This is a genomic window from Deinococcus carri (assembly GCF_039545055.1).
GTDB classification, from domain to species: Bacteria; Deinococcota; Deinococci; order Deinococcales; family Deinococcaceae; genus Deinococcus; species Deinococcus carri.
In genome coordinates, this window is the sequence record NZ_BAABRP010000012.1 from 77,551 (window position 1) to 95,657 (window position 18,107).

Annotated in this window: 23 protein-coding genes and 1 pseudogene; 22 read left to right on the forward strand and 2 right to left on the reverse strand. The window is 67.0% G+C overall.

What is annotated here, in order from left to right; genetic code table 11:
* Positions 1-130: 130 nt before the first annotated feature.
* Positions 131-1,585 carry a recombinase family protein gene (locus ABEA67_RS14015; RefSeq protein WP_345466251.1) on the reverse strand — a complete coding sequence of 485 codons (1,455 nt, stop codon included), beginning with the start codon at positions 1,583-1,585 and terminating at the stop codon, positions 131-133.
* A gap of 147 nt (positions 1,586-1,732) precedes the next feature.
* On the opposite strand from ABEA67_RS14015, the gene ABEA67_RS14020 reads away from it, so the two are divergent.
* Positions 1,733-3,184: a hypothetical protein gene (locus ABEA67_RS14020; RefSeq protein WP_345466253.1), complete on the forward strand. Its 1,452-nt coding sequence runs from the start codon at positions 1,733-1,735 to the stop codon at positions 3,182-3,184.
* Positions 3,185-3,541: 357 nt separating this feature from the next.
* On the opposite strand, the gene ABEA67_RS14025 is transcribed toward ABEA67_RS14020, so the two are convergent.
* Positions 3,542-4,147, reverse strand: a complete 606-nt coding sequence (locus tag ABEA67_RS14025) for a hypothetical protein (RefSeq protein ID WP_345466255.1) — start codon at positions 4,145-4,147, stop codon at positions 3,542-3,544.
* 143 nt (positions 4,148-4,290) lie between these two features.
* Here ABEA67_RS14025 and ABEA67_RS14030 point away from each other — a divergent pair, with 143 nt between their 5' ends.
* From ABEA67_RS14030 to ABEA67_RS14125, 21 genes and pseudogenes are all read left to right on the forward strand, one after another.
* Positions 4,291-4,512, forward strand: coding sequence for a helix-turn-helix transcriptional regulator (locus ABEA67_RS14030; protein WP_345466257.1), 222 nt, complete (start codon positions 4,291-4,293; stop codon positions 4,510-4,512).
* The gene (locus tag ABEA67_RS14035) at positions 4,509-4,661 is read left to right on the forward strand and encodes a hypothetical protein (protein WP_345466259.1); all 153 of its coding nucleotides are present in this window, start codon (positions 4,509-4,511) and stop codon (positions 4,659-4,661) included. Before ABEA67_RS14030 ends, ABEA67_RS14035 begins: the two co-directional genes overlap by 4 nt.
* A 59-nt stretch (positions 4,662-4,720) precedes the next feature.
* Positions 4,721-5,125 carry a hypothetical protein gene (locus ABEA67_RS14040; protein ID WP_345466261.1) on the forward strand — a complete coding sequence of 135 codons (405 nt, stop codon included), beginning with the start codon at positions 4,721-4,723 and terminating at the stop codon, positions 5,123-5,125.
* The gene (locus tag ABEA67_RS14045) at positions 5,122-5,352 is read left to right on the forward strand and encodes a hypothetical protein (protein ID WP_345466263.1); all 231 of its coding nucleotides are present in this window, start codon (positions 5,122-5,124) and stop codon (positions 5,350-5,352) included. Before ABEA67_RS14040 ends, ABEA67_RS14045 begins: the two co-directional genes overlap by 4 nt.
* Positions 5,349-5,633 carry a hypothetical protein gene (locus ABEA67_RS14050; protein ID WP_345466266.1) on the forward strand — a complete coding sequence of 95 codons (285 nt, stop codon included), beginning with the start codon at positions 5,349-5,351 and terminating at the stop codon, positions 5,631-5,633. Before ABEA67_RS14045 ends, ABEA67_RS14050 begins: the two co-directional genes overlap by 4 nt.
* Positions 5,633-5,863: a hypothetical protein gene (locus ABEA67_RS14055; protein ID WP_345466268.1), complete on the forward strand. Its 231-nt coding sequence runs from the start codon at positions 5,633-5,635 to the stop codon at positions 5,861-5,863. Before ABEA67_RS14050 ends, ABEA67_RS14055 begins: the two co-directional genes overlap by 1 nt.
* A pseudogene (locus tag ABEA67_RS14060) lies at positions 5,860-6,481 on the forward strand (Rad52/Rad22 family DNA repair protein); the annotation flags it as partial. The gene ABEA67_RS14055 and the pseudogene ABEA67_RS14060, both read left to right, overlap by 4 nt.
* A 140-nt stretch (positions 6,482-6,621) precedes the next feature.
* Positions 6,622-6,780, forward strand: a complete 159-nt coding sequence (locus tag ABEA67_RS19475) for a hypothetical protein (RefSeq protein ID WP_425557201.1) — start codon at positions 6,622-6,624, stop codon at positions 6,778-6,780.
* A 1-nt stretch (position 6,781) separates the two neighbouring features.
* On the forward strand, positions 6,782-7,294 hold the full coding sequence (locus ABEA67_RS14065; protein ID WP_345466270.1) for an HNH endonuclease: 513 nt from the start codon (positions 6,782-6,784) through the stop codon (positions 7,292-7,294).
* The gene (locus tag ABEA67_RS14070; RefSeq protein ID WP_345466272.1) at positions 7,281-8,114 is read left to right on the forward strand and encodes a hypothetical protein; all 834 of its coding nucleotides are present in this window, start codon (positions 7,281-7,283) and stop codon (positions 8,112-8,114) included. The genes ABEA67_RS14065 and ABEA67_RS14070 overlap by 14 nt, the downstream gene beginning before the upstream one ends.
* Positions 8,111-9,130, forward strand: a complete 1,020-nt coding sequence (locus ABEA67_RS14075) for a hypothetical protein (RefSeq protein ID WP_345466274.1) — start codon at positions 8,111-8,113, stop codon at positions 9,128-9,130. Before ABEA67_RS14070 ends, ABEA67_RS14075 begins: the two co-directional genes overlap by 4 nt.
* Positions 9,127-9,630, forward strand: coding sequence for a hypothetical protein (locus ABEA67_RS14080; protein ID WP_345466276.1), 504 nt, complete (start codon positions 9,127-9,129; stop codon positions 9,628-9,630). Before ABEA67_RS14075 ends, ABEA67_RS14080 begins: the two co-directional genes overlap by 4 nt.
* Positions 9,627-13,226: a ParB/RepB/Spo0J family partition protein gene (locus ABEA67_RS14085; RefSeq protein ID WP_345466279.1), complete on the forward strand. Its 3,600-nt coding sequence runs from the start codon at positions 9,627-9,629 to the stop codon at positions 13,224-13,226. The genes ABEA67_RS14080 and ABEA67_RS14085 overlap by 4 nt, the downstream gene beginning before the upstream one ends.
* A 199-nt stretch (positions 13,227-13,425) precedes the next feature.
* Complete coding sequence (locus ABEA67_RS14090; RefSeq protein WP_345466281.1) at positions 13,426-13,581, forward strand: hypothetical protein; 156 nt, start codon at positions 13,426-13,428, stop codon at positions 13,579-13,581.
* 328 nt (positions 13,582-13,909) lie between these two features.
* Positions 13,910-15,649, forward strand: coding sequence for a UvrD-helicase domain-containing protein (locus ABEA67_RS14095; RefSeq protein WP_345466283.1), 1,740 nt, complete (start codon positions 13,910-13,912; stop codon positions 15,647-15,649).
* Positions 15,650-15,709: 60 nt separating this feature from the next.
* Entirely contained in the window at positions 15,710-16,165 is a 456-nt protein-coding gene (locus ABEA67_RS14100; protein ID WP_345466285.1) for an ASCH domain-containing protein, read from the forward strand.
* 2 nt (positions 16,166-16,167) lie between these two features.
* Positions 16,168-16,881, forward strand: a complete 714-nt coding sequence (locus ABEA67_RS14105) for a hypothetical protein (protein ID WP_345466287.1) — start codon at positions 16,168-16,170, stop codon at positions 16,879-16,881.
* Entirely contained in the window at positions 16,881-17,105 is a 225-nt protein-coding gene (locus ABEA67_RS14110) for a hypothetical protein (protein ID WP_345466289.1), read from the forward strand. The genes ABEA67_RS14105 and ABEA67_RS14110 overlap by 1 nt, the downstream gene beginning before the upstream one ends.
* A complete protein-coding gene (locus ABEA67_RS14115; protein WP_345466291.1) occupies positions 17,102-17,473 on the forward strand; it encodes a hypothetical protein in 372 nt (123 codons plus the stop codon). The genes ABEA67_RS14110 and ABEA67_RS14115 overlap by 4 nt, the downstream gene beginning before the upstream one ends.
* Positions 17,470-17,757, forward strand: coding sequence for a hypothetical protein (locus tag ABEA67_RS14120; protein WP_345466293.1), 288 nt, complete (start codon positions 17,470-17,472; stop codon positions 17,755-17,757). The genes ABEA67_RS14115 and ABEA67_RS14120 overlap by 4 nt, the downstream gene beginning before the upstream one ends.
* On the forward strand, positions 17,744-18,107 hold a 364-nt coding region (locus ABEA67_RS14125), incomplete at its 3' end, for a hypothetical protein (protein WP_345466295.1). The genes ABEA67_RS14120 and ABEA67_RS14125, both read left to right, overlap by 14 nt.

Below are 18,107 nucleotides of genomic sequence, written 5' to 3' on the forward strand. Positions count from 1 at the left end.
GGCTGGGCGGGTGAACGCGGCCGAACTTTCCAGCATCAGCCTTCAGACCTTTTTAACCATGCTGGTTCCATAGGTGGTGGTCAGCTCTGCCGTCCCAGCGCGGCTCTGGGACGGCTTCCTGTTGAAGTCGTTACTCCCCGACGGCGAGTTTCATGCTGACGAGGCCGCCGTTATGGAGGAACAGGCACACCTGCCACCGCTTCAAGGCCGCACGTCGCTCGGCCAGCGTCTGAAACCGCCGAAGGTGCTGTGCGAAGGCGGCGGCCATCGCCTCCGCGTCCTGCGTGAGCGCCGGTGGCTGCACCTGCATCTCCCCCGCCAACCGCGCCCGCTCGGCTTTGAGGGGGTCGAGGCGAAGGCGCGCGGCACTGTCGGGCAGCCCATACTTCACAACCAGGTCCAGGATGTTTGCCATCTCCGCGTCGATCTCGTCAATTCTGGCCTGATGGTTGGGGACATCTGGCAGTTTGGAGGTCAGCATCTGGCTCAGCACCCCAGGGTCGCTCATGCTGGCGACGACCGTGTCCCAGGCCAGCTCGTCGAACTCGGACACGCGGTGCCGCACAGTGTGGCTACACAGCGGCTGCTCCCGCGCCATACGCATGCTGCGCATGTTGTGGTGGCGACAGGTGTAGCGCGCCCAATTCGGAACGCCGTCGCGGTTGCGCGACACCTGGACCATCATGCTGCTGCCACACTCGGCGCACCTCAGATGCCCCCCGAACAAGGCAGGGAAGGGCGAGCGGGGGCGGCGCTGTGTTCGTCGGCCTTCGAGTGCAGCGCACACCGCCTGGTATCGCTCCAGCGTTGTCAGAGCCGGATAGGTTACCGTGGTCTGCTCGCCGTCTGGACTCCGGTAGACCAGGCTGCCCAGGTAGCGCGGGTTCCGGAGCATCCGCCGAATCGGATTGGCAGACCAGCCGGGCGACTTCCGGGCTTTTCCATGTTCACGTGGTGCCGGGAGCTTCTCTTGATTGAACAGATTGGCAATCGTGTCGCACCCCATCCCCTCCAGGCACAGGTCCTGTGCACGGGTGTACACCGCATGATGCTCGACGCGAGGCTCCAGCGTAGTGCTCTGGCCCCGCTCATCCCGCAGCAGGCGGTAACCGTACGGCTGCCGTCCCTCCGGCCAAAGGTTGCGACGCGCCTTATCGAATTTGCCCTTGCCGAGGTTGTAAATGATATTCGAATAATCATTTTCCGCGTCTACAGCATCACGTAGGAATTCTTTCCAATTGCGCCTGTCTCTTAAAGAACCGATGCCGGCAATATGAACGGTCGCCCCAAGCCGGTGCAATCGCCGCGCGATTCCCACGGTCACTTCGACATGTCGGCCGACGCGGTTCGGGTGACTCCAAATCACGTGCAGGCCTGGATGTGTGCGGGCCATCCGGAAGTAATTGTTCTCGAAACTCCGGTCATCATCTGCACCGCTGACTGACTCCTCAACCCACTCGGTGATGTTCAGCCCGGCGCGCTGCGCCTCTCGCAGGATGTCCGCGCGCTGCCTCTCAGGTCCGTAACGATCCTGCTGCTGGTCAGTGCTCACGCGAATGCCGCCCACGGCGAGAGTGGTTGTCATGGAATCTGGCGTATCACGCGCCCAGGGCAACAATTCAGGTATCTGCACAATGTCTAATCACTAGACAATCAGACTGAGGAATGGCTAACGTGAGACATGACCTTGTCATCCCACCCTCATCACACCTGCTCCCCTAACGTGAGACATGTGAAAGAGATTCTGGCCGACCCAGCGGCGTTTGATCGCCTGCGGGCGGCCACGCCCTGGCGTGAACTGCTGACCCGCCTACCCGGCGTGGACCCCCTGACAGATGTGCGGCGAGCTTACCTGCTGCTCAGCGGCACTCCCGCAGAGATGGCGGTGGCCGCCGAGGCGCTGGCTGATGACAGCCTGCCAGCGCCCGCGAGGGGCGTGCGGATGCTGCTGCTGGCGCAGCTCAGGCAATACGAGCAGGTGCTGGCCCTGAACTACAAACGGCGGGGAGCGAGCGAGCAGGCCCAGGAGGAGGCCTGCCACGCCTACGCCGCCCTGAGCGTGGCGCACGGCGGCCTCGGGCACCACCGGGAAGCGTACGCGGACATTCAGATTGCGCTGGAGCACGCCGAGGCGCTGGGCATGACCGACCGCGCGAACTACCTGGCCTTCCTGGCGGGCCGACACGATACCCAGGCCGGTCGTCCCGATCCTGAAGCGATGGCGCAGCTCCTGCTGGCCCCCATGCCGGTTGCTCGCCGCGGCCTCGGCCTGCGCTCGAGCGCGGAGTCACTGATGGCTCTCGGCGACTACCGGGACGCCCTGGCGGTTCTGGGGCCGCCCGATGCCGACGACGCCCTGACGACCGGCCTGCGGGCCTTCCTGCACGAGTTGCTGGACCTGCCGCAGATCCGGCCCTATGACCCGCACGACCGCGCGTACGGTACGGTCGCAGCAGGACTGGCGCGGTACAAGGCGGCCCAGGACGATGCCGCCGATCTCCTCGACGTGCAGCATGAGCCGCAGCGGACATACGGACGGCTGGTCGTGGGGGCGATGTACGCACGGGGGCAGCGCGACATGGAAGACATCATGGCCGTCCTCGGGGCACAGCCGGACGCGGCCGACCAGGCGGCGCTGTGGGCCTCCATCCGCTGGGGGGCGCTGCGGCACCGGAGACTGCTGGAAACCCCTCTCCGACACGTGCGCGCGGTGGAAAAGGCGCTGACGCGTTGCCGCACGGCGCGCGACGTGATGGCCCTGGTCCGTCTGGCCTCGCCTGAGCGGTATCTCCTGCTTGCGCATGCGCCTACGCGGCTCTCCTACTCGCCGCGCACCGACCGGCTGGCGGTCCTTTACGGTGACCATGTGGCGTACGGGTCCCAGACCATTCAGGCACCCGGCCGGTCGGGCAAGGTCCTGGTCGCACACGCCCTCGGCCTGCCGGACGACGAACTGGCCCGCGTGGAACAGGGTCGGCTCGTCAAGAAGCTCGCCCAGCACCAAATACCTACACCTGCCAATTGGGGCCGTGTGGTGAGCGAGTTGGAGGCCTGCGCGGTCGCCGTGGCGGAGGCCGGTGAGCCGGTGGAGCCGTGGCGGCGCGCCCTCTTCGAGGCAGTAGAACGGCTGACGGACAATGTCAAGCAGATGTTACCGACGGAGCTGACGCAGGCCTTTGCATAACGGGGGTGTGGCGATTTACGCTAATGACATGAAAAAGATTGCAGCCCTGCTTCTGGCCACACTGATGTTTTCGGGGTCCATCGCGAGCGCTGAGCCCCTCTCCAAGCTGCCTCCGTCGTCTGGTACTTCGTCTGCCGCGTCGTCTGTGCAGGCGCAGGACCCTTGCCTGGGCTGCTGAACCCTGTTACGCAGTTGTTACGCCTCCGGCGCGCGCCACGGCTATCGTGGAGGCATCGGAGGTGTTCCATTTGTACCCGCTCGGCACGGTGTTAACTGACCAGGAAGCGCAGCTACTGCGCGACGTTGCAGGCATGGAAAAGCGCCGCTCGGAGAGCGGCAAGGGCTGGCTGGCAACCTTCAGCTCTTCAGCCCGGCGGCACCAGGTGGCGCTGTGGTTGGCGAGCGCCCGAAGCGCGCGCCTGTCAGGGCACCCAGCACCCGGCCTCCCGCTGGAGCTACGCTCCGACTCGTCGCAAACATCGTCCCATCGGCTAACTGCATGAGGTAGAACCGGCCCTCGCCCTCCGGGGCGTAGTAGATGGTCACGTCGGCAGGCAAACTCATCTCGCCAAACAGCGGCCCCTCGAGCACGATCTGCTCGTCGGGTCGCTCGCCTGTTTCTGCCGGTCCGTGCCCGAGCGGTGGGGGCCGATCGCTCCGCCATTCCGGCCGCTTCTCTTCGGGGATGCTGAACAGCTCCCACCCCTCGGCGTCGCTGATGCCCAGACCGGTCAGGAACCGGTGGGCATTGGGCCGCAACATCGACGCGATGTCCTGGCGACCCGCCAGGTAGCCTTGGAGTGTCGAGCGGCCAATGCCGGTGGCCTGAGCGAAGTCGCTGACCAGGATTTCCAGCTTGTCGAGCAGATGCTTTGCCATCTGCCCCCGTGTGACCGCGTCATGGACCACTGGCGGGCGAGGAGTTTTTCGCCGCCGCGTGATCTTGGCGCGTTCGTTGCTCATTGCCTAATCATTAGCCAGATAAGCGGGCGGGTCAAGGGTGCCCAGAGACAGCCCCGCCCCCTCCATCGGGGGTATCGTCATTTCTCGGGTGGCTAACGATAGACCATCTTGACTGCTTAAAGTCTAATCATTAGACTTTTTGTATGGCCACCACCCCCAGCCAAACCAGCCCGGAGCGAATCCTGGCGCTCCGTGAGGCCAGCAAGCAGAGCCAGTTAGCCGTTGCAAAGGCCGCAAAGGTCAACCGCATGACCCTGGGCAAGCTCGAACGTCAGCCTTGCCGCCGCGTTGACCATTTTGTCCTGCGCCGACTGGCTGCCGCTCTCGGGGCCGAGAGCGTGGACGACCTGCTGGAGACGGCGTGAAAGTGCCGGTCGTCATCCAGCGGATCGCGTCTCCGGCGCTGGCCCGCGAACAGCAGGCAGAACTGCGGGCGGTGGCCGCCCTTATCCCCACTCACCCCGCGCCTCAGGCACGTGTTGAGCAGCTCGAACCCCGGAAGCGGGCGAGCTGAAAAGAAAGTGCCTTCGCGTCATAGCCGGTGCCACGGCTCTGCGAAGGCAGGAGGTACGTATGCAGAGTAACTTCTGTGGCCCACGCGCCACAATCCCCCCGGCGCTCAAGGTGCCCGTGTCCACCCTGGTGGACAACACGCGCCGCCTCTTCCGCCACAGCGTCTGGTACCACGCGGACCGCGCCTGCCCTGGCTGGCTGCACCTGGTGTTCTCGCCCGGCTGGCTGGGCAACACCGAGAGCGGCCGCGTCTGCCTCATGCGGCACATGACCTGCCTGGAAGATGAACTCCACCAGACCATCGAGCGCGTGCAGATCGAGCATGGCGTCCACCTGTGGCTGCGGCCCATCAAGGTCCCGACGACCTGGCCGCGCGAGAACGACAGGTTGTCGGAGGTGGCGTACAAAGCCTGGGCGCTGAACGTGCCGAAGGTGCGTGCGTTCCTTAAGGCGGTGGCGGCGTGAGCGGCGGCAAGGTTTACCGGCAGGTCGAGGTGCTGCGCCTGGAGCGCGACCCCCATGCCCTCATGTATGCCCCTGAACAGCCCTACCGCCTGACCCTATGGGAGCCGGAAACCAACGTCCATGAAGACGACGTGCCGCACGGGTGCAAGAACCTGAGCCGCATCGAACTGCTGGCCCTGCGGGATGTCTGCAACTTTCTGCTGGGAGAAGGGGAGGGGGCATCGTGAGTACTGACCACGCCTCTCGAAACCTCCAGCAGCTCGAGCTGCTGCGCGAGGCCCTGCCCGCCCCGTTGCGCCCCACGGTCGGCTCGGGCTACCGCCCCAGCGCCTGGTGCAAGAACTGCAGCACGCCCTACGACGTGGGCGAGTGTTGCTGCCCGGAATGCGGCCACCCACAGACGCCGCCGGTGCAGCAGACCCCGGCCCTGGGCACGTGCAGTGAGGCCGGTTGTGGCACGGCCTGCACAGGCCTCATCTGCTCGTCCTGCCTCGAGCGGCGGCTGTGATGCGCGCCTACCTCCGCTCTCAGCTCGGTTTCGGGCCGCTGGGCCTGCTGCTGGTCACGCCGCTGGTGCTGCTGGCCGCTGCGTTCGCAGTGCTGGGCCTCCATATGGCCTGGGCTGCCGCCGACCACCCCCAACTGCTGCTGGTTGCTGCCACCGAATACGCCGGCGCGCTGGCCGCGCTGTTCGTCGTCCGCCGCATTCAGGCCGCCGTGCCCCAGGAGTTGCCGTGAAACTCTCTGACATTCAGAAGCGCCTGAGTGCGCCTTTCCCCGCCCACCTCGTGAACTGGAAGCCCGGCGCGATGACCAAGGACCGCAGCCGCGCCCTGCTGATGGCCTACATCGACGCCCGCGCTGTGATGGACCGGCTGGACGCCATCTGCCCGGACCTGTGGGCTTTCGACATTGAGGTCGTCCCGACTGCCCCCATCCCTACCGTGAAGGGCACGCTCACCGTGCTGGGCGTCTCCCGCTCGGACATCGGGGAGGCAGACACCGCCAGCGAGGCGGGTACGCTCAAGGCCGCGGCCTCCGATGCGCTGAAGCGCTGCGCAGTCCACTTCGGCATCGGGCGCTACCTGTACGACCTGCCCCGGCAGTGGGTGGACTGGGACGACAAGAAGCGCGAGCCGGTGCGCGTGCCCGAACTGCCGGAGTGGGCGCGCACTGAGCACGAGCGTACCCCCGGCGGCGCGCACATCGTGCAGGCGATGGAGCAACTCCGGTACGAGCTGCCCGAGGACCTGGACCTCCAGCGCGAGGTCTATAAGTGCCTCAAGGCTGCCCTGAACAGCGTGCATCCCCCACGGCAGTCCACCACGACGCCCCGTGAAGTCGAAGCGGAGGGCGACTTGCCGCCTACGCCCCCTACTGACCCCATCAGCAAGGCCACCAAGGGCCAGATTGCCGCTCACCTGGAAGGCCCCCGCTGGGGGCTGGACCGGGAGCAGCGCCTCGCCTTCACGTCCTGGCTGGCTGAGCGTGGGGACGTGCCGCTCGCCACGAGCGCTGACCTGACCGAGGCGGAGGGCCGCAAGGCCCTGAACGCCCTTCAGCGGTGCCTGAAGCCCAAGACGCTGCTGGCGCAGTGGCGCGAGAATCCCGCCGGGCTGCCCGGCGAGGCGGAAGCGCTGGGGGCGGTGGGCTGAGATGGCCGAGATCAAGCTGCACGGGAAGCGGGGTGAGGGCAAGGTGGCGCTCTGCGACGACGCGGACCATGCCCTCCTCTCGCAGCACCGCTGGCACCTGGACAAGTGCGGCTACGCCCGCACGTACCGCGCCCTGGAGCAGGGCCGGAGTACGACCGTCGCCATGCACCAGCTGCTGGCCGACGAGAGGGGCGGGCGCTACCGGGACCACATCGACGGCAACCGGCTGGACAACCGGCGGGCGAACCTGCGCCCCTGCACGCAGCGCGAGAACTCTTACAACCGCTGCGTCCACCGCAACAACAAGACGCGGGTGAAGGGCGTCAGCCGCTACCGGGGGAAGTACCGGGCCGTCATCCACAAGGACGGCGAGCAGGTGTACCTGGGGCTGTTCCCGACGCTGGACCTCGCGGCGGCGGCATACAACGGCGCGGCCATCGCGCTGTTCGGGGTGTTCGCCCGGCTGAACTCCATCTCCGTGTCTCCGGAGGAGGTGGCCCATGCCGCGGACTGAGATGACCCCCCTCACGGACGTCCTGGCGAGCATGTTCGAGCAGGCCACGCAGGGACACATTGTCCGGCACACCGTTGCGCGCGGCCTGCACCTGAAGGTGGTCGTGCGGGGGAGTGGGCGGCGTGAACTGCTGCTGTGGCGCAACGCCTCGCGACTGCCCAGCCGGACGGAGTGCGACGTGGTGGCGCGCGACGCGGGGTTCGTTGAGCCGGTGTTCAAGGCCTGGCTGTGTGAGGGCGTGGACGGCTTCCACCTGCGCGACCGGGCGGACTGGCAGCACCCCTGCACCCACGAGTGGGGCGGGACGGTGTTCCTCTCCGGGCGGCAGGAGGGTGGCACGTCACGCACCTGCAAACGCTGCGGCACCACCGCCTCGACCTGGCACAAGAAACGCGCGAAGGCCCCGACTTACCTCTACAACGACCACGAGGTCAGCGAGGCGGTCTATCTGGCGGCCACAGTGGCCGGGCCGATGCCCAGCACGCTCGACCAGGAGGCGCGGGCTGCGCTGGTGGCCGAGATAACCGGCCAGCCGGCCACCGCGCAGGACCGGCTGGCGCTGCACGGCGAGGTGTGCGGGCTGTGCCGCCACGGGGAGCCGGAGTGGGACGGCATGGTGGCCTGCACGCTGGGCTGGGAGGCCCACGACGACGTCTGGACCAAATCCCGGGGCGAGAAGCCTGAGCCGGGGAAGCGGGGCAAGGCGGCCGAGTGGGTACCCGCTGTTGCCGGACATGCCGGTGTGCCGCTGCCGCTGCTGACGCCGAACTGCCGCTGTATGGCGGTGGGCGGGCGCTGGCTGCCGAGGAGGGCGGCGTGAGCCGCAACACCGCGATGTCCCTCGTCGCCCAATTCCTGGGCCGCCAGAACACCATCCCCATCCCGGTGCCCTTCGTGCAGCTCACCGGCGACTACACCAGTGCTGCCTTCCTCGCGCAGTGTCTGTACTGGGGCGACCGGACGACGGATGCTGACGGCTGGTTCCATAAGAGTCACGAGGAGTGGGCCGAGGAACTGCTGCTCTCACCGGACCAGGTGCGCCGTTGCGTGAAGTCCTGCGCGAGCATGATCGAGGTCAAGCGTAAGGGTGTGCCGGCCAGGAACTACTACCGCGCCAACCGGGAAGCGGTCGCGGAAGCCCTGGAGAGGCTGGCGTTTGAAAGCCAGAACCCAACGACAAGATGTGGGGAAACCCAACATCTGGATGCGGACAAACCCCGCGACAGTACGTTGGGAAACCCCACGGCAAGTCGTACGGAAAACCCTGCATCTATATCAAAGCCCACAGCAGAGCCTACGCAAAGCCTACAAACAGAAGAAGAAGAGGGCAGTGCCACGAATCTGTCACTCTCGTCCACCGCCGCCGCTGTCCCAGGGCATCAGGAAAAGCCAGGGAGACGGAACCCCAGCGGCGCTGAACGCGCCGGGGCCCCTGACGGGGCCAGCCCGGCGAACGCCTTGACGTTCACAGGTCAGGGCAATGCCACGGCGAACGCTGGGGCAGACAATGCCACCAGCACCGAAAAAGTTCCGGACGCGGCGGCAGCGCGGCCGGGCGAGGTGGTTCTGCGCCGGGAGATGGGCCACTCCTTCTACGAAGAGTTGCTGTCTGAGGACCCCGACCGTGTGGCCTGGGGTGACTTACCCCCGGCGCGCATTGCGGAGCTGCGCCTGGCCGCGAAGGCGGATGCAAAGGCCAGGAAGCTCCACAAGTGGCGCACGCCGTTCATCGCGCTGCTGGACGCGGAGATTGTCCCTGCCCAACCCGCCACCATCCCCACGAAGTCGAGCGTGAACGACCTCGTGCGTGCCCGCCTGCAAGGAGCGAAGCCATGACGAACCCCACCGAACACATGACCCCTACGCAGGTGGACCCCCAGGTCCTCAGCCTCGCCCAACTCCTGAACGCTCACCCGAATGCGAAGCGTGGCCTTCAGCGCAGCATCGAGCGGCAGCAGCAGCAGCGCGAAGCGCGGCGCACCCCCCGGAAGTTCGCGGCCCCGATGGACTGCCCCCACTGCGGCGCTCCGGGCATCGTGTACCTGACGCTGCCCACAAAGGACGGACCGCGTGAGTTTTGGCGCAAGCCGATGGACTGCTGCCAGCCCGCCCTGCGCGACGCGGCGGAGAACGCCCTGCACTACGCGCTGAACCCAAACAACGACCCCACTGAGCGCGTCGAGGCTGCCGACCGCTACGCGGCCCTGAAGGAGAGCATCACGGCCCCGGCGCTGCTGCGCGAACTGGCGACGCACGAGGCGATCCTGGCCGACATCGAGAGCCGCGTCTCGGGCCTGAACCGCCCCCAGGGCGGCGTCGATACGGAGCGGCTGTGAGCGCCCTCGCTCCCACTGTGCAGGACGCCCTGAGCGCCGCCACGCTCAGCGAGGACGGGTTGGCGCTGACCCTCGCGGACCAGCTCGACCGCGCCACCTACCAGGCCACCGCAAAGGCTCTCCAAGCACTGGGCGGCAAGTGGGACCGCAAGGCGAAGGCGCACCTGTTCCAGAGCGACGTGCGCCAGGTCCTTGCCGGAGTGCTGGACGGGGACAAGCTGCCCAAGCGCAACCCCCTGGCCTACTTCCCCACACCCGAGCCGGTCATTGCCGAGATGGTCAAGCGCATTTGGCCGTGGCCGAACGGTTCGCGCTTCCTGGAGCCGAGCGCCGGTGAAGGGGCCATCGCGGATGACCTGTGGAACCGGCACGGCGTCTACCCGGACTGCATCGAGCTGGACGAGGACCGGGCGCAGGTCATCCGCAAGAAGGGCTACCGCGTCGTGGGCCGCGACTTCCTGGCCTTCACCCCGGAGACACCCTACGACTACGTGCTGATGAATCCGCCGTTCACGGTGGACGGTGACACCCAGACGTACATCACCCATATCGAACACGCCCTGAAGTGCCTGCGCCCGGGCGGCGAGCTGGTGGCCGTCGTGCCCGGCGGCTTCGCCTGGCTGAGCCGGAAGCGCGTGGCCGCGTTCCGCGAGTTCTGTGAGCAGCACGCCCAAAGCCCCCTGCACGAGTTCGCCCCCGACACGTTCAAGGCGAGCGGCACCAGCGTCGCCACCTGTCTGATTCACATTGCCAAGCCTGAGGAGGCCGCCATGCCCGCACCCGCCGAACAGCCTAAGAAGCCCCGCAAGAGCAGCAAGAAGGCCACCGCATCCACCGGAGCAGCGGCAGCGGCAGCGCAGCAGGAGGCGACCTGCCGCGTGACCGGCGAGACGTTCCGGGTGGGCGAGTGGGTCGAGTACCAGATCGACGGGGAGACGATGCGCGGCCAGATTGCCGAAGTCGATCAGCAGGAAGTGCCCTTCAAAGGCATTGCGATGGTGCCCAACCACAAAGCTGGGCGTCTATGGATTCGGACGTTGCAGGAGTTGCGGCGGGTTGACGTTTCCGAGGGGGCCGTGGAAGCGGCCATAGCCCCGGCCGTTGCCGCGCCGGACTTCCAGTTGGGCGATGACGTTCGGGTGCGGACCGGCCGTCCGGACCTGGCCGTCATCACTGGCCTGAAGGCCACCGATGCCCAACTGCTGTACGCCGACAACACCCGCCTGTGGGTGCCCATCACCGCATTGGAGAAGGCCACGACCTGGGCGCAGCCCGAGCCGGAGCAGGCCCGCGATGAAGTATCTGCCGAATGGCTGACCCAGTTGGAGGAGTGGCGTACCCAGTTCCCCGTTGGCGCACGCGTCCGCTTCCAGGCGGCGAGCGGCGTGGAGCCGGGGGCAGTCGAGGAGTTCCCTGGCGTCGTCGTCAGCCACGAGCCGGGCAATAGCGAGTGCTGCACGGTAGAGGACGACGGACACAGCACCGTCGTGAAGTTCCGGAACCTCACCCTGCTGGACGGACCGGTAGCCGAGATGTCCGAACCTGTGGCTAACGAGGCAACGGCAGCGCCGACGCCTGCCGAACTGCCGGGTACGCCCGTCCTGCTGCCCGAGCAGCCCGCTCTCTCGCCCGCCGTCATGTCCATCCTGGCCGACAGCACCTCCAACGTGTTCCGACTCCATGAACTCGTGCCCTCGCCCCTGAATCCCCGCAAAGTGTTCGAGCAGAGCGCGCTGGAGGAGCTGGCCGAGAGCATCGCGCACAAAGGCTTAATGCAGAACCTGGTGGGCCGGGTGACCGAGAACCGGCGTGACGTGGAAATCGTCGCCGGTGGCCGCCGCCTTCGCGCCCTAAAGCTGCTGGCCGAGCAGGGCCGCATTCCCGCCGACTACCCGGTGCCCGTGCGGGTGCAACCCCTCAGCGACCTGGAGGCGCTGCAACTGGCGACCGCCGAGAACGTCGAACGGCGCAACATGACGCCCATCGAGGAGGCCGACGCCTTCGCGCAGATGGTGGCCCTGGGCGCGACGCCGGAGGACATCGCCCTGCGCTTCGGGTACAGCGGGCGCACCGTGGCCCAGCGCCTGGTGCTGGCCGAGGGACTGGGCGAGGACGGGCGGAAATTGTTTGCGGACGGCAAGATCGGGCTGGGGCAGGCGCAGGTCATCGCGCAGGCCGGTGGTCCGCTGCGGAAGCACGTGCTGGAGGCTGCCAAGCGGGGCGATGGCGTGAGCAGCCTCCACCACCTGATCAAGCGCGGCAGCTTCCTGGTGGAGTACGCGAAGTTTGACGTGGCGGCGAGCGGCCTGGAAATCGTTGAGGACCTCTACGGTGACCAGCCCGCCCGATTTGCTGACCCCAAGGCCGCACTTGCCCGACAGATGGACTGGGTGAAGGCCCGCGAGAAAGAACTCGGCGGCAAGAAGGAACAGCGGTTCGTCGATGTGATGCGGGTAGACCGTGACCACTTTCCCTACTACCTGGAGAACTACGCTGACCGCAGCGACCTCAAGGAACTGTGTGGAACGCTGATTCTGATCAGCACCGTGACCGGCGAGGTGAGTGAACGCCGTCGGGTTCGCCCGGCAGACCTGAAAAGCCATGAGGCCAAGCAGCGCGCTGCCGAGCGGAAGGAGACAGCGGCAGAAGCGACCGGCAGCGAGGGCGGAGCCATCCGCAAATCGGGCTGGGTGGATGGGCACGCGGCGCGGGCAGCAGCCCTCCGGACAGCCTTGCTGGGGGACCACAAACGTGCGGTGGCGCTCACCATCCTGACCCTGCTCAGCGCCCACGCCTCGGCCATCAGCGTGAACTGGCAGAACGTCGAGGGCGTGGAACTGCCCGAGGTGCGTGCCCGGCTGCTGGAGCTGGACGAGAAGCTCGGCGGGAACCTGAAACCCAGCGCGAAGCCCGTCAGTGGACAGCCGCTGCTGGGGTCCCGTTGGGCGGGCATGTGGAACCGCAGCGACGCTCCTGAGTACGAGTTCCTGTCGCAACTGCTGACCCTCAGCCTGGAAGACCTTCTGGACTTGCAGGGCATCCTGATCGCCCAGGCGTACGGCAACTGGGACAAGTACTCGCCGGAGAAGCCTGCACGCGAGTTCCCCACACGCCTCGCTGCGGACGTACGGGCCGTCGTGAAGTTCAGGCTCACCGACGACCACCTGAAGGCCTACACCCGCGACCGCCTGCTGGATCTGGCTGCTGACGCGGGTCTGGGCTACATCGCGCAGAACGTAGCGAACTTCAGCACCAACAAGGACATTCGCGCGGCCATCCTCGAATACGCCGATGAGTTGGCCACGCGCGGGTACGTGCCACCCATCGCCCGCTTCCCGGAACTGTCCGGGCCGAACCCGGATGACGTGCAGTACCGCGAAGACGCCAAAGCCCTGGTCCTGCGTCTGAGCGACGTGCAAGCGGGCGAGCTGCTCGAAGACCTGGGGTATGACCCGACCGCTGAAAACGCGGCGGCGAGCAACCTGCAATTCGTCCGGCAGGAAATCGACGCCATGGACATCGAGGAGCTGCGTGGCTGGGAGGCCCTGAAGCGCCTGGCCCAGGAACTCGCCCCCGAGCAGGCCGCCGCCGACTGAAGCCACGTGGGGCCGCCCAGCGCGGCCCCCTCTCCGGAGGGCGTTATGACCACCCAGCACCGACCGAACACCACCCTCACCATCACCCCGGCACCGTCCCCCTCCCGCCCCGAGCGGCACGAACTCGCCCTGCCCAGCGGCGAGGTTGTCGGCAAAGGCCGGACTCTTTTTCACGCGCAGGCCTGGCGTGATGGCTGGAATGCCCGCATGGACCTGCGCAGCCAGCGCAGTGGCCCCCAGCCGCACCACACCGACCGCCGAGGACTGGCGCGCTCAGGGGCGCGAGTTCTCCGCCCGGGCAGACGAACAGATGATCGAGAAGTACGGCCCCGGCTGGAACGAGGTGGGCGCGTGACGGCTAGGAGGTCGCCGGTTCCCGACTAGAGCCGCAACGGGAAGTCCCTGCCATCCATATAACCGTATTGCTAATTATAAACGTATAGGTTATGATGGGCGCATCAGGAAAGGGCGCTTCCCGAACCGCCAAGAACGAGTGCGCCCCCCCTGAAGTCCCCATCCCAAGAGGTCAGAGACATGGAACAGCGTAGCAGCACGTCCCCCTGGAACACCGCGTAGAGCCAGCGCAGCAGCGTTGCCGATGGAAGCCGCGACGGCTTCTCGACCAACCCTTTGCCCTCTTCAAGGCCCGGAGTGCCGCCAGAGGTGCTCCAGAAGGACCGATCATGTTCCAGGCGAGTCAATACCAGCAGCAGATTTTCCAGTGGGTCCAGAGCGGCCAGGGTCACGCCATCGTGGCGGCTACCGCCGGCGCGGGCAAGACCACCACGGCGGTGAAATGCGCCGCCCTGCTCGAGGGTCAGCAGACCCTTTTCCTCGCTTTCAACAAGCACGCCGCAGAGCAGTTGAAAGACCGCCTCCCCACCGGCTGCGCTTCCAGCACAATTCACAGCCTGGGCAACATGGCCCTGCGCCGCGCCCTGCCCGGCGGCAAGCCCAACATCAAGGGCGACAAGCTCAAGGCAGTCGCCCAGCCGTTCGTGGACAAACTGCTGATTCAAGATGCCGACACGTACCAGTGCGTCCACGAGGGTGTGGTCAAGCTCGCGGACTTCTGCCGTCTGACCTTGACTGACCCAGCGGCCCGTGAGGCCGTCCGCGCCATGATTGAGCGCTACGGCATCGAACTGGACGTGGAGTGCGAGGACACCGTGCTGGACCTGCTGCCTGCGGTGCTGGCCGAGAGCGAGAAGCAGGCGCGCGAGCTGGGCCTGATCGATTTCACAGACATGATTTACCTGCCGACGAAGTGGAAGCTGCGGCCGCGCGGTTACGACTTCGTCATCGTGGACGAGGCCCAGGACCTGAATGCCGCACAACTTGAGGTGGTGCTCTCCGCCGTGAAGCGCGGCGGGCGCGTGATGGCCATCGGAGACCGGAACCAGGCCATTTACGGCTGGGCCGGCGCGGACCACCACAGCATGGACGTGATCAAGGAGCGGCTCGGAGCCGTAGAGCTGCCCCTGTCGGTGACGTACCGCTGCCCGGTCTCGCACGTGCGCCTGGCGCAGACCGTGACCAAAGACATCCTGCCCGCCCCTGGTGCGCCGGAAGGCGTCGTGCGCGACGTGAAGCGCGAGGAGTTGCACAAGCACGTGGCCCCCGGCGACCTGATTCTCTGCCGCGTCACAGCTCCCCTCATTGCCACTTGTTACGAGCTGATTGCGGAAGGGGTCAACGCAGCCGTGCGCGGCCGCGACATCGCCGCCGGTCTGATTCGCCTGATCGAGAAGATCATGGGCAAGCGGGCCGACATGGAGGTGTTCCCCGCCCGACTGACGGCCTATCGCGACAAGCAGACGGCGAGCCTGCGGCGGCGCTACGACGGCGACGTCGACAAGGTGGCCCGCGCGCTGGAAGACCTCGACGACAAGCTGGAAGTACTGCGCATTGTGGAGTCGAAAGCCACCCCCAGCACTACGGCGCAATTCATTGCGGCCCTGAACGGCATCTTCGACGACAGCCGCCCCGCCGTGACCCTCTCGACGGTCCACCGCGCGAAGGGACTGGAGGCGGACCGGGTGGCCATCCTGCGCGGCGAGCTGCTGCCGCACCCACGGGCCGCCACGCCCCAGGAGATGGAGGGCGAGCGGTGCGTGAAGTTCGTGGCACTCACCCGCGCGAAGAAGGAACTGCTCTGGGTGCTGGACCGGGGGCAGGCACCTGCCGAGCCAGAGCAGCCCGTCCTGGTAGAAGCCCCGGAGACGGCACAGGCTCTAGCGCTCGACGAGCGCGCGCAACTCGCCGCGCTGGGCTGGACAGTGACTTACAGCCAGGCCGAGGCGGGGATGTGGCGTGTCACCGTCGCCCACGCCGCCGGAGAGCAGTGCGGCGCAGTTCACATCACCGAGGCACAGGCACTGGCCGCACTGCTCTCCCGCCTCCCTGTTCCGGCTACCACCTGAACCCGTCCTGGGAGCCGCCCTAGGCGACTCCCTCCTTATCAACAACGAAGGGATGCCCTCTTGAAAGCCCTGTCTCTCTCTACCCCCTGGCCTACGGCCATTCAGAAGTACGGCAAGCGCGTCGAGAACCGCGAACGCTGGGAGCCGCATGCCCACCTCATCGCGCAGGCCCGCCGCATCGTCGGCCAGGACCTCGCCATCCACAGCAGCGGCACCTATGACAGCAAGGGGGCCGAGTACATCCAGTCGCTGACCGGCGTGCTGTACGGCCGCCGCGACGTGCCCAGCAAGGCCGTCACCAGCGTGGTCAAGGTGACCGGCCTCCTGCTGCCCGGCGATTCCTGCCCGCGTGGGCAGCGGCAGTGGTACTTCGGCAGCGTGGCCCTGGTGCTGGACAACGTGCGCGTGCTGCCTCGGCCTGTGCCCGTGTCGGGTGGCCTGGGCTTCTGGAACCTGCCCGCCGACGTGCTGGCCGAAGTGAACGCGCAACTCGACGCCCTGACAAGGAATGCCTGACCATGACGAACCTCGATCAGTTCCTGACCCCCGACGCCCTTGCCACCCACCTTGAACAGTGCGACGCTGCCTACTCGCGTTGGGACAACGCGGGCAAGGACCCTCTGCCCGCCGATGACGAACTGCGTGCGGCGCTGGAGCGCGTTCACGGCCTGCCTGACCACCCCCGCGCCAGCGAGATCTGGGACGAGGCCTACCAGCGCGGCCACAGCGACGGCGTGGGGCGAATCGGCAGCGAGTACGGTGACATTGTCCGGTGGGTGAGTCCGACCGTCCTCGCTCTGCCGCCCCTCGCACCCATCTTCGAGCGCCTCGCCGCCGTGCATCCCTGGTGGACTATGCGCAGCCGCCAGCCCAGTTTCCTGAGCTTCGTCGAGTGGACGGTGGATGGTGCCACCCTCCGCGACGAGGATTGGATGCGCGGCCATCTCGCCCTCCTCAAACAGGTCAACCGCACTCGCATGGGCTTGGGCTGGTCGCACCTCCACAGCCATGCAACTGGGAGGCAGTCCCCCTTCACCGCCCGGACCTTCACAGTGTCGCGCGGGCATTTGGAAGAGGGCGTGTGGGTCCAGCGCGGCATCTCCGTCGCCACAGGCCCCACTGACCTGCACGCCTACGCTGAGGCGCTAACGCTGGCCTGCGAGGCGGAAGTGCAGGAGCGCGGCCAACTGGTGATCATCCATCCCGACTACGCCGAGGGGTGGTGGAACTGATGGCCGACCCGCAATCGGCCCCGGTGCTGCCCGTGCTGTCGGCGCGTGCCCAACTGGCCTCCGCTGCCCAGCAGGCGTTGATTCTCGCCGGACCACAACGGGAACCCCGGCATGTCGCCGCCGAGGCCGTGGAACACGCTGACGCCCTGCTGGAGGCACTCTGCCCGGAGCCGCTGCCGAACGCGGGCGACGAGATGGTGAGTGGACACGGGGGACCGCTGTGAGTGGCGAGTGCCCTCCCTTCCCGGATGTGGTGCGAGATTTGGCCGAGCGCTGCCCCGAGCTGCTGGAGGTCAAAGCCCATTGGATCGCGGTCACGCTCGACGACCGGCGGGACGTGGTGGCGCAGGTCACGGACGGTGAGATTCGCTGGAACTGGGGCGGCCTCGCCATCTTCCAGGCCGCCCTGGTGTCCTGGTGCGTTCAGCAGGGCTGGCAGCCGCACCTGTGGCTGAACAGCGTGCAGTGGTGTGCGTTGGCGCACTACAGGCCCACCGTGCCGGACATTGGGGAGGGCGGCCAGCACCCTGCGGAGGCCCTGGTGCGCTCGGTCCTCGCCACGCTGGCAGAGCAGGACGGAGGTCCGGCGTGATTCCCGCAACCCCCACCGTGACCCTTCATGCCCTCGACCGCGCTGCCCAGCGGTGGGGCATCGCCCCATCCGAAGCCGCAGAAGCTGCTATTCGCCAGGTGCTCGCCGAGGGAGAGATCAAGCCGGGCGAGAACTGTCTCAAGTTCATGTTGTCCGTTGCTGATGGTCTCGTTCGTGTGGCCCATGTTTGCGACGGCTCCGTGGTCACGGTGTCCACTCAGGTTAGAGGAAGCCGCGGTGCCAAGAGACGGAAGAAGCAGAGGAAGTCACGTGACTGCCGCTGAAATTGAAGTCCTCCACCTCCTCACCCCGGAAGAGCGCGCCCGCCGCGCCGAACTGGAGGAGCAGGTCTACGTCGGCGTGCGCGCGGGCATCATGGCCGGGAAGGCCCTTCGCACCCTCCAGGGCGAGCGCCTCTACCGCAGCACCCATGCCTCCTTCGAGGCGTATGGGCTGGAGGTCTTCGGCCTCTCCCGCGCCCGGCTGTACCAGCTCATTAACTTCGCGGAGGTGGCGGAGGAGGCCGCGGCACGCGGCATCGAGGTCAGCAACGAGCGGCTGGCCCGTGCCCTCGGGGTCGTGCCGCCTGACGACTACCGCCTGGTGCTGGACGTGACCAGGGCCGTGACCGGCA

Excerpts from the sequence above, each read along its gene's own strand:
- ABEA67_RS14030 (WP_345466257.1), top strand. The coding sequence starts at position 4,291 with ATGGCCACCACCCCCAGCCAAACCAGCCCGGAGCGAATCCTGGCGCTC.
- ABEA67_RS14015 (WP_345466251.1), bottom strand. The coding sequence starts at position 1,585 with ATGACAACCACTCTCGCCGTGGGCGGCATTCGCGTGAGCACTGACCAG.
- ABEA67_RS14065 (WP_345466270.1), top strand. The coding sequence starts at position 6,782 with ATGGCCGAGATCAAGCTGCACGGGAAGCGGGGTGAGGGCAAGGTGGCG.
- ABEA67_RS14090 (WP_345466281.1), top strand. The coding sequence starts at position 13,426 with ATGCCCGCATGGACCTGCGCAGCCAGCGCAGTGGCCCCCAGCCGCACC.
- ABEA67_RS14040 (WP_345466261.1), top strand. The coding sequence starts at position 4,721 with ATGCAGAGTAACTTCTGTGGCCCACGCGCCACAATCCCCCCGGCGCTC.
- ABEA67_RS14095 (WP_345466283.1), top strand. The coding sequence starts at position 13,910 with ATGTTCCAGGCGAGTCAATACCAGCAGCAGATTTTCCAGTGGGTCCAG.
- ABEA67_RS14080 (WP_345466276.1), top strand. The coding sequence starts at position 9,127 with ATGACGAACCCCACCGAACACATGACCCCTACGCAGGTGGACCCCCAG.
- ABEA67_RS14025 (WP_345466255.1), bottom strand. The coding sequence starts at position 4,147 with ATGAGCAACGAACGCGCCAAGATCACGCGGCGGCGAAAAACTCCTCGC.
- ABEA67_RS14055 (WP_345466268.1), top strand. The coding sequence starts at position 5,633 with ATGCGCGCCTACCTCCGCTCTCAGCTCGGTTTCGGGCCGCTGGGCCTG.
- ABEA67_RS14105 (WP_345466287.1), top strand. The coding sequence starts at position 16,168 with ATGACGAACCTCGATCAGTTCCTGACCCCCGACGCCCTTGCCACCCAC.
- ABEA67_RS14070 (WP_345466272.1), top strand. The coding sequence starts at position 7,281 with ATGCCGCGGACTGAGATGACCCCCCTCACGGACGTCCTGGCGAGCATG.
- ABEA67_RS14110 (WP_345466289.1), top strand. The coding sequence starts at position 16,881 with ATGGCCGACCCGCAATCGGCCCCGGTGCTGCCCGTGCTGTCGGCGCGT.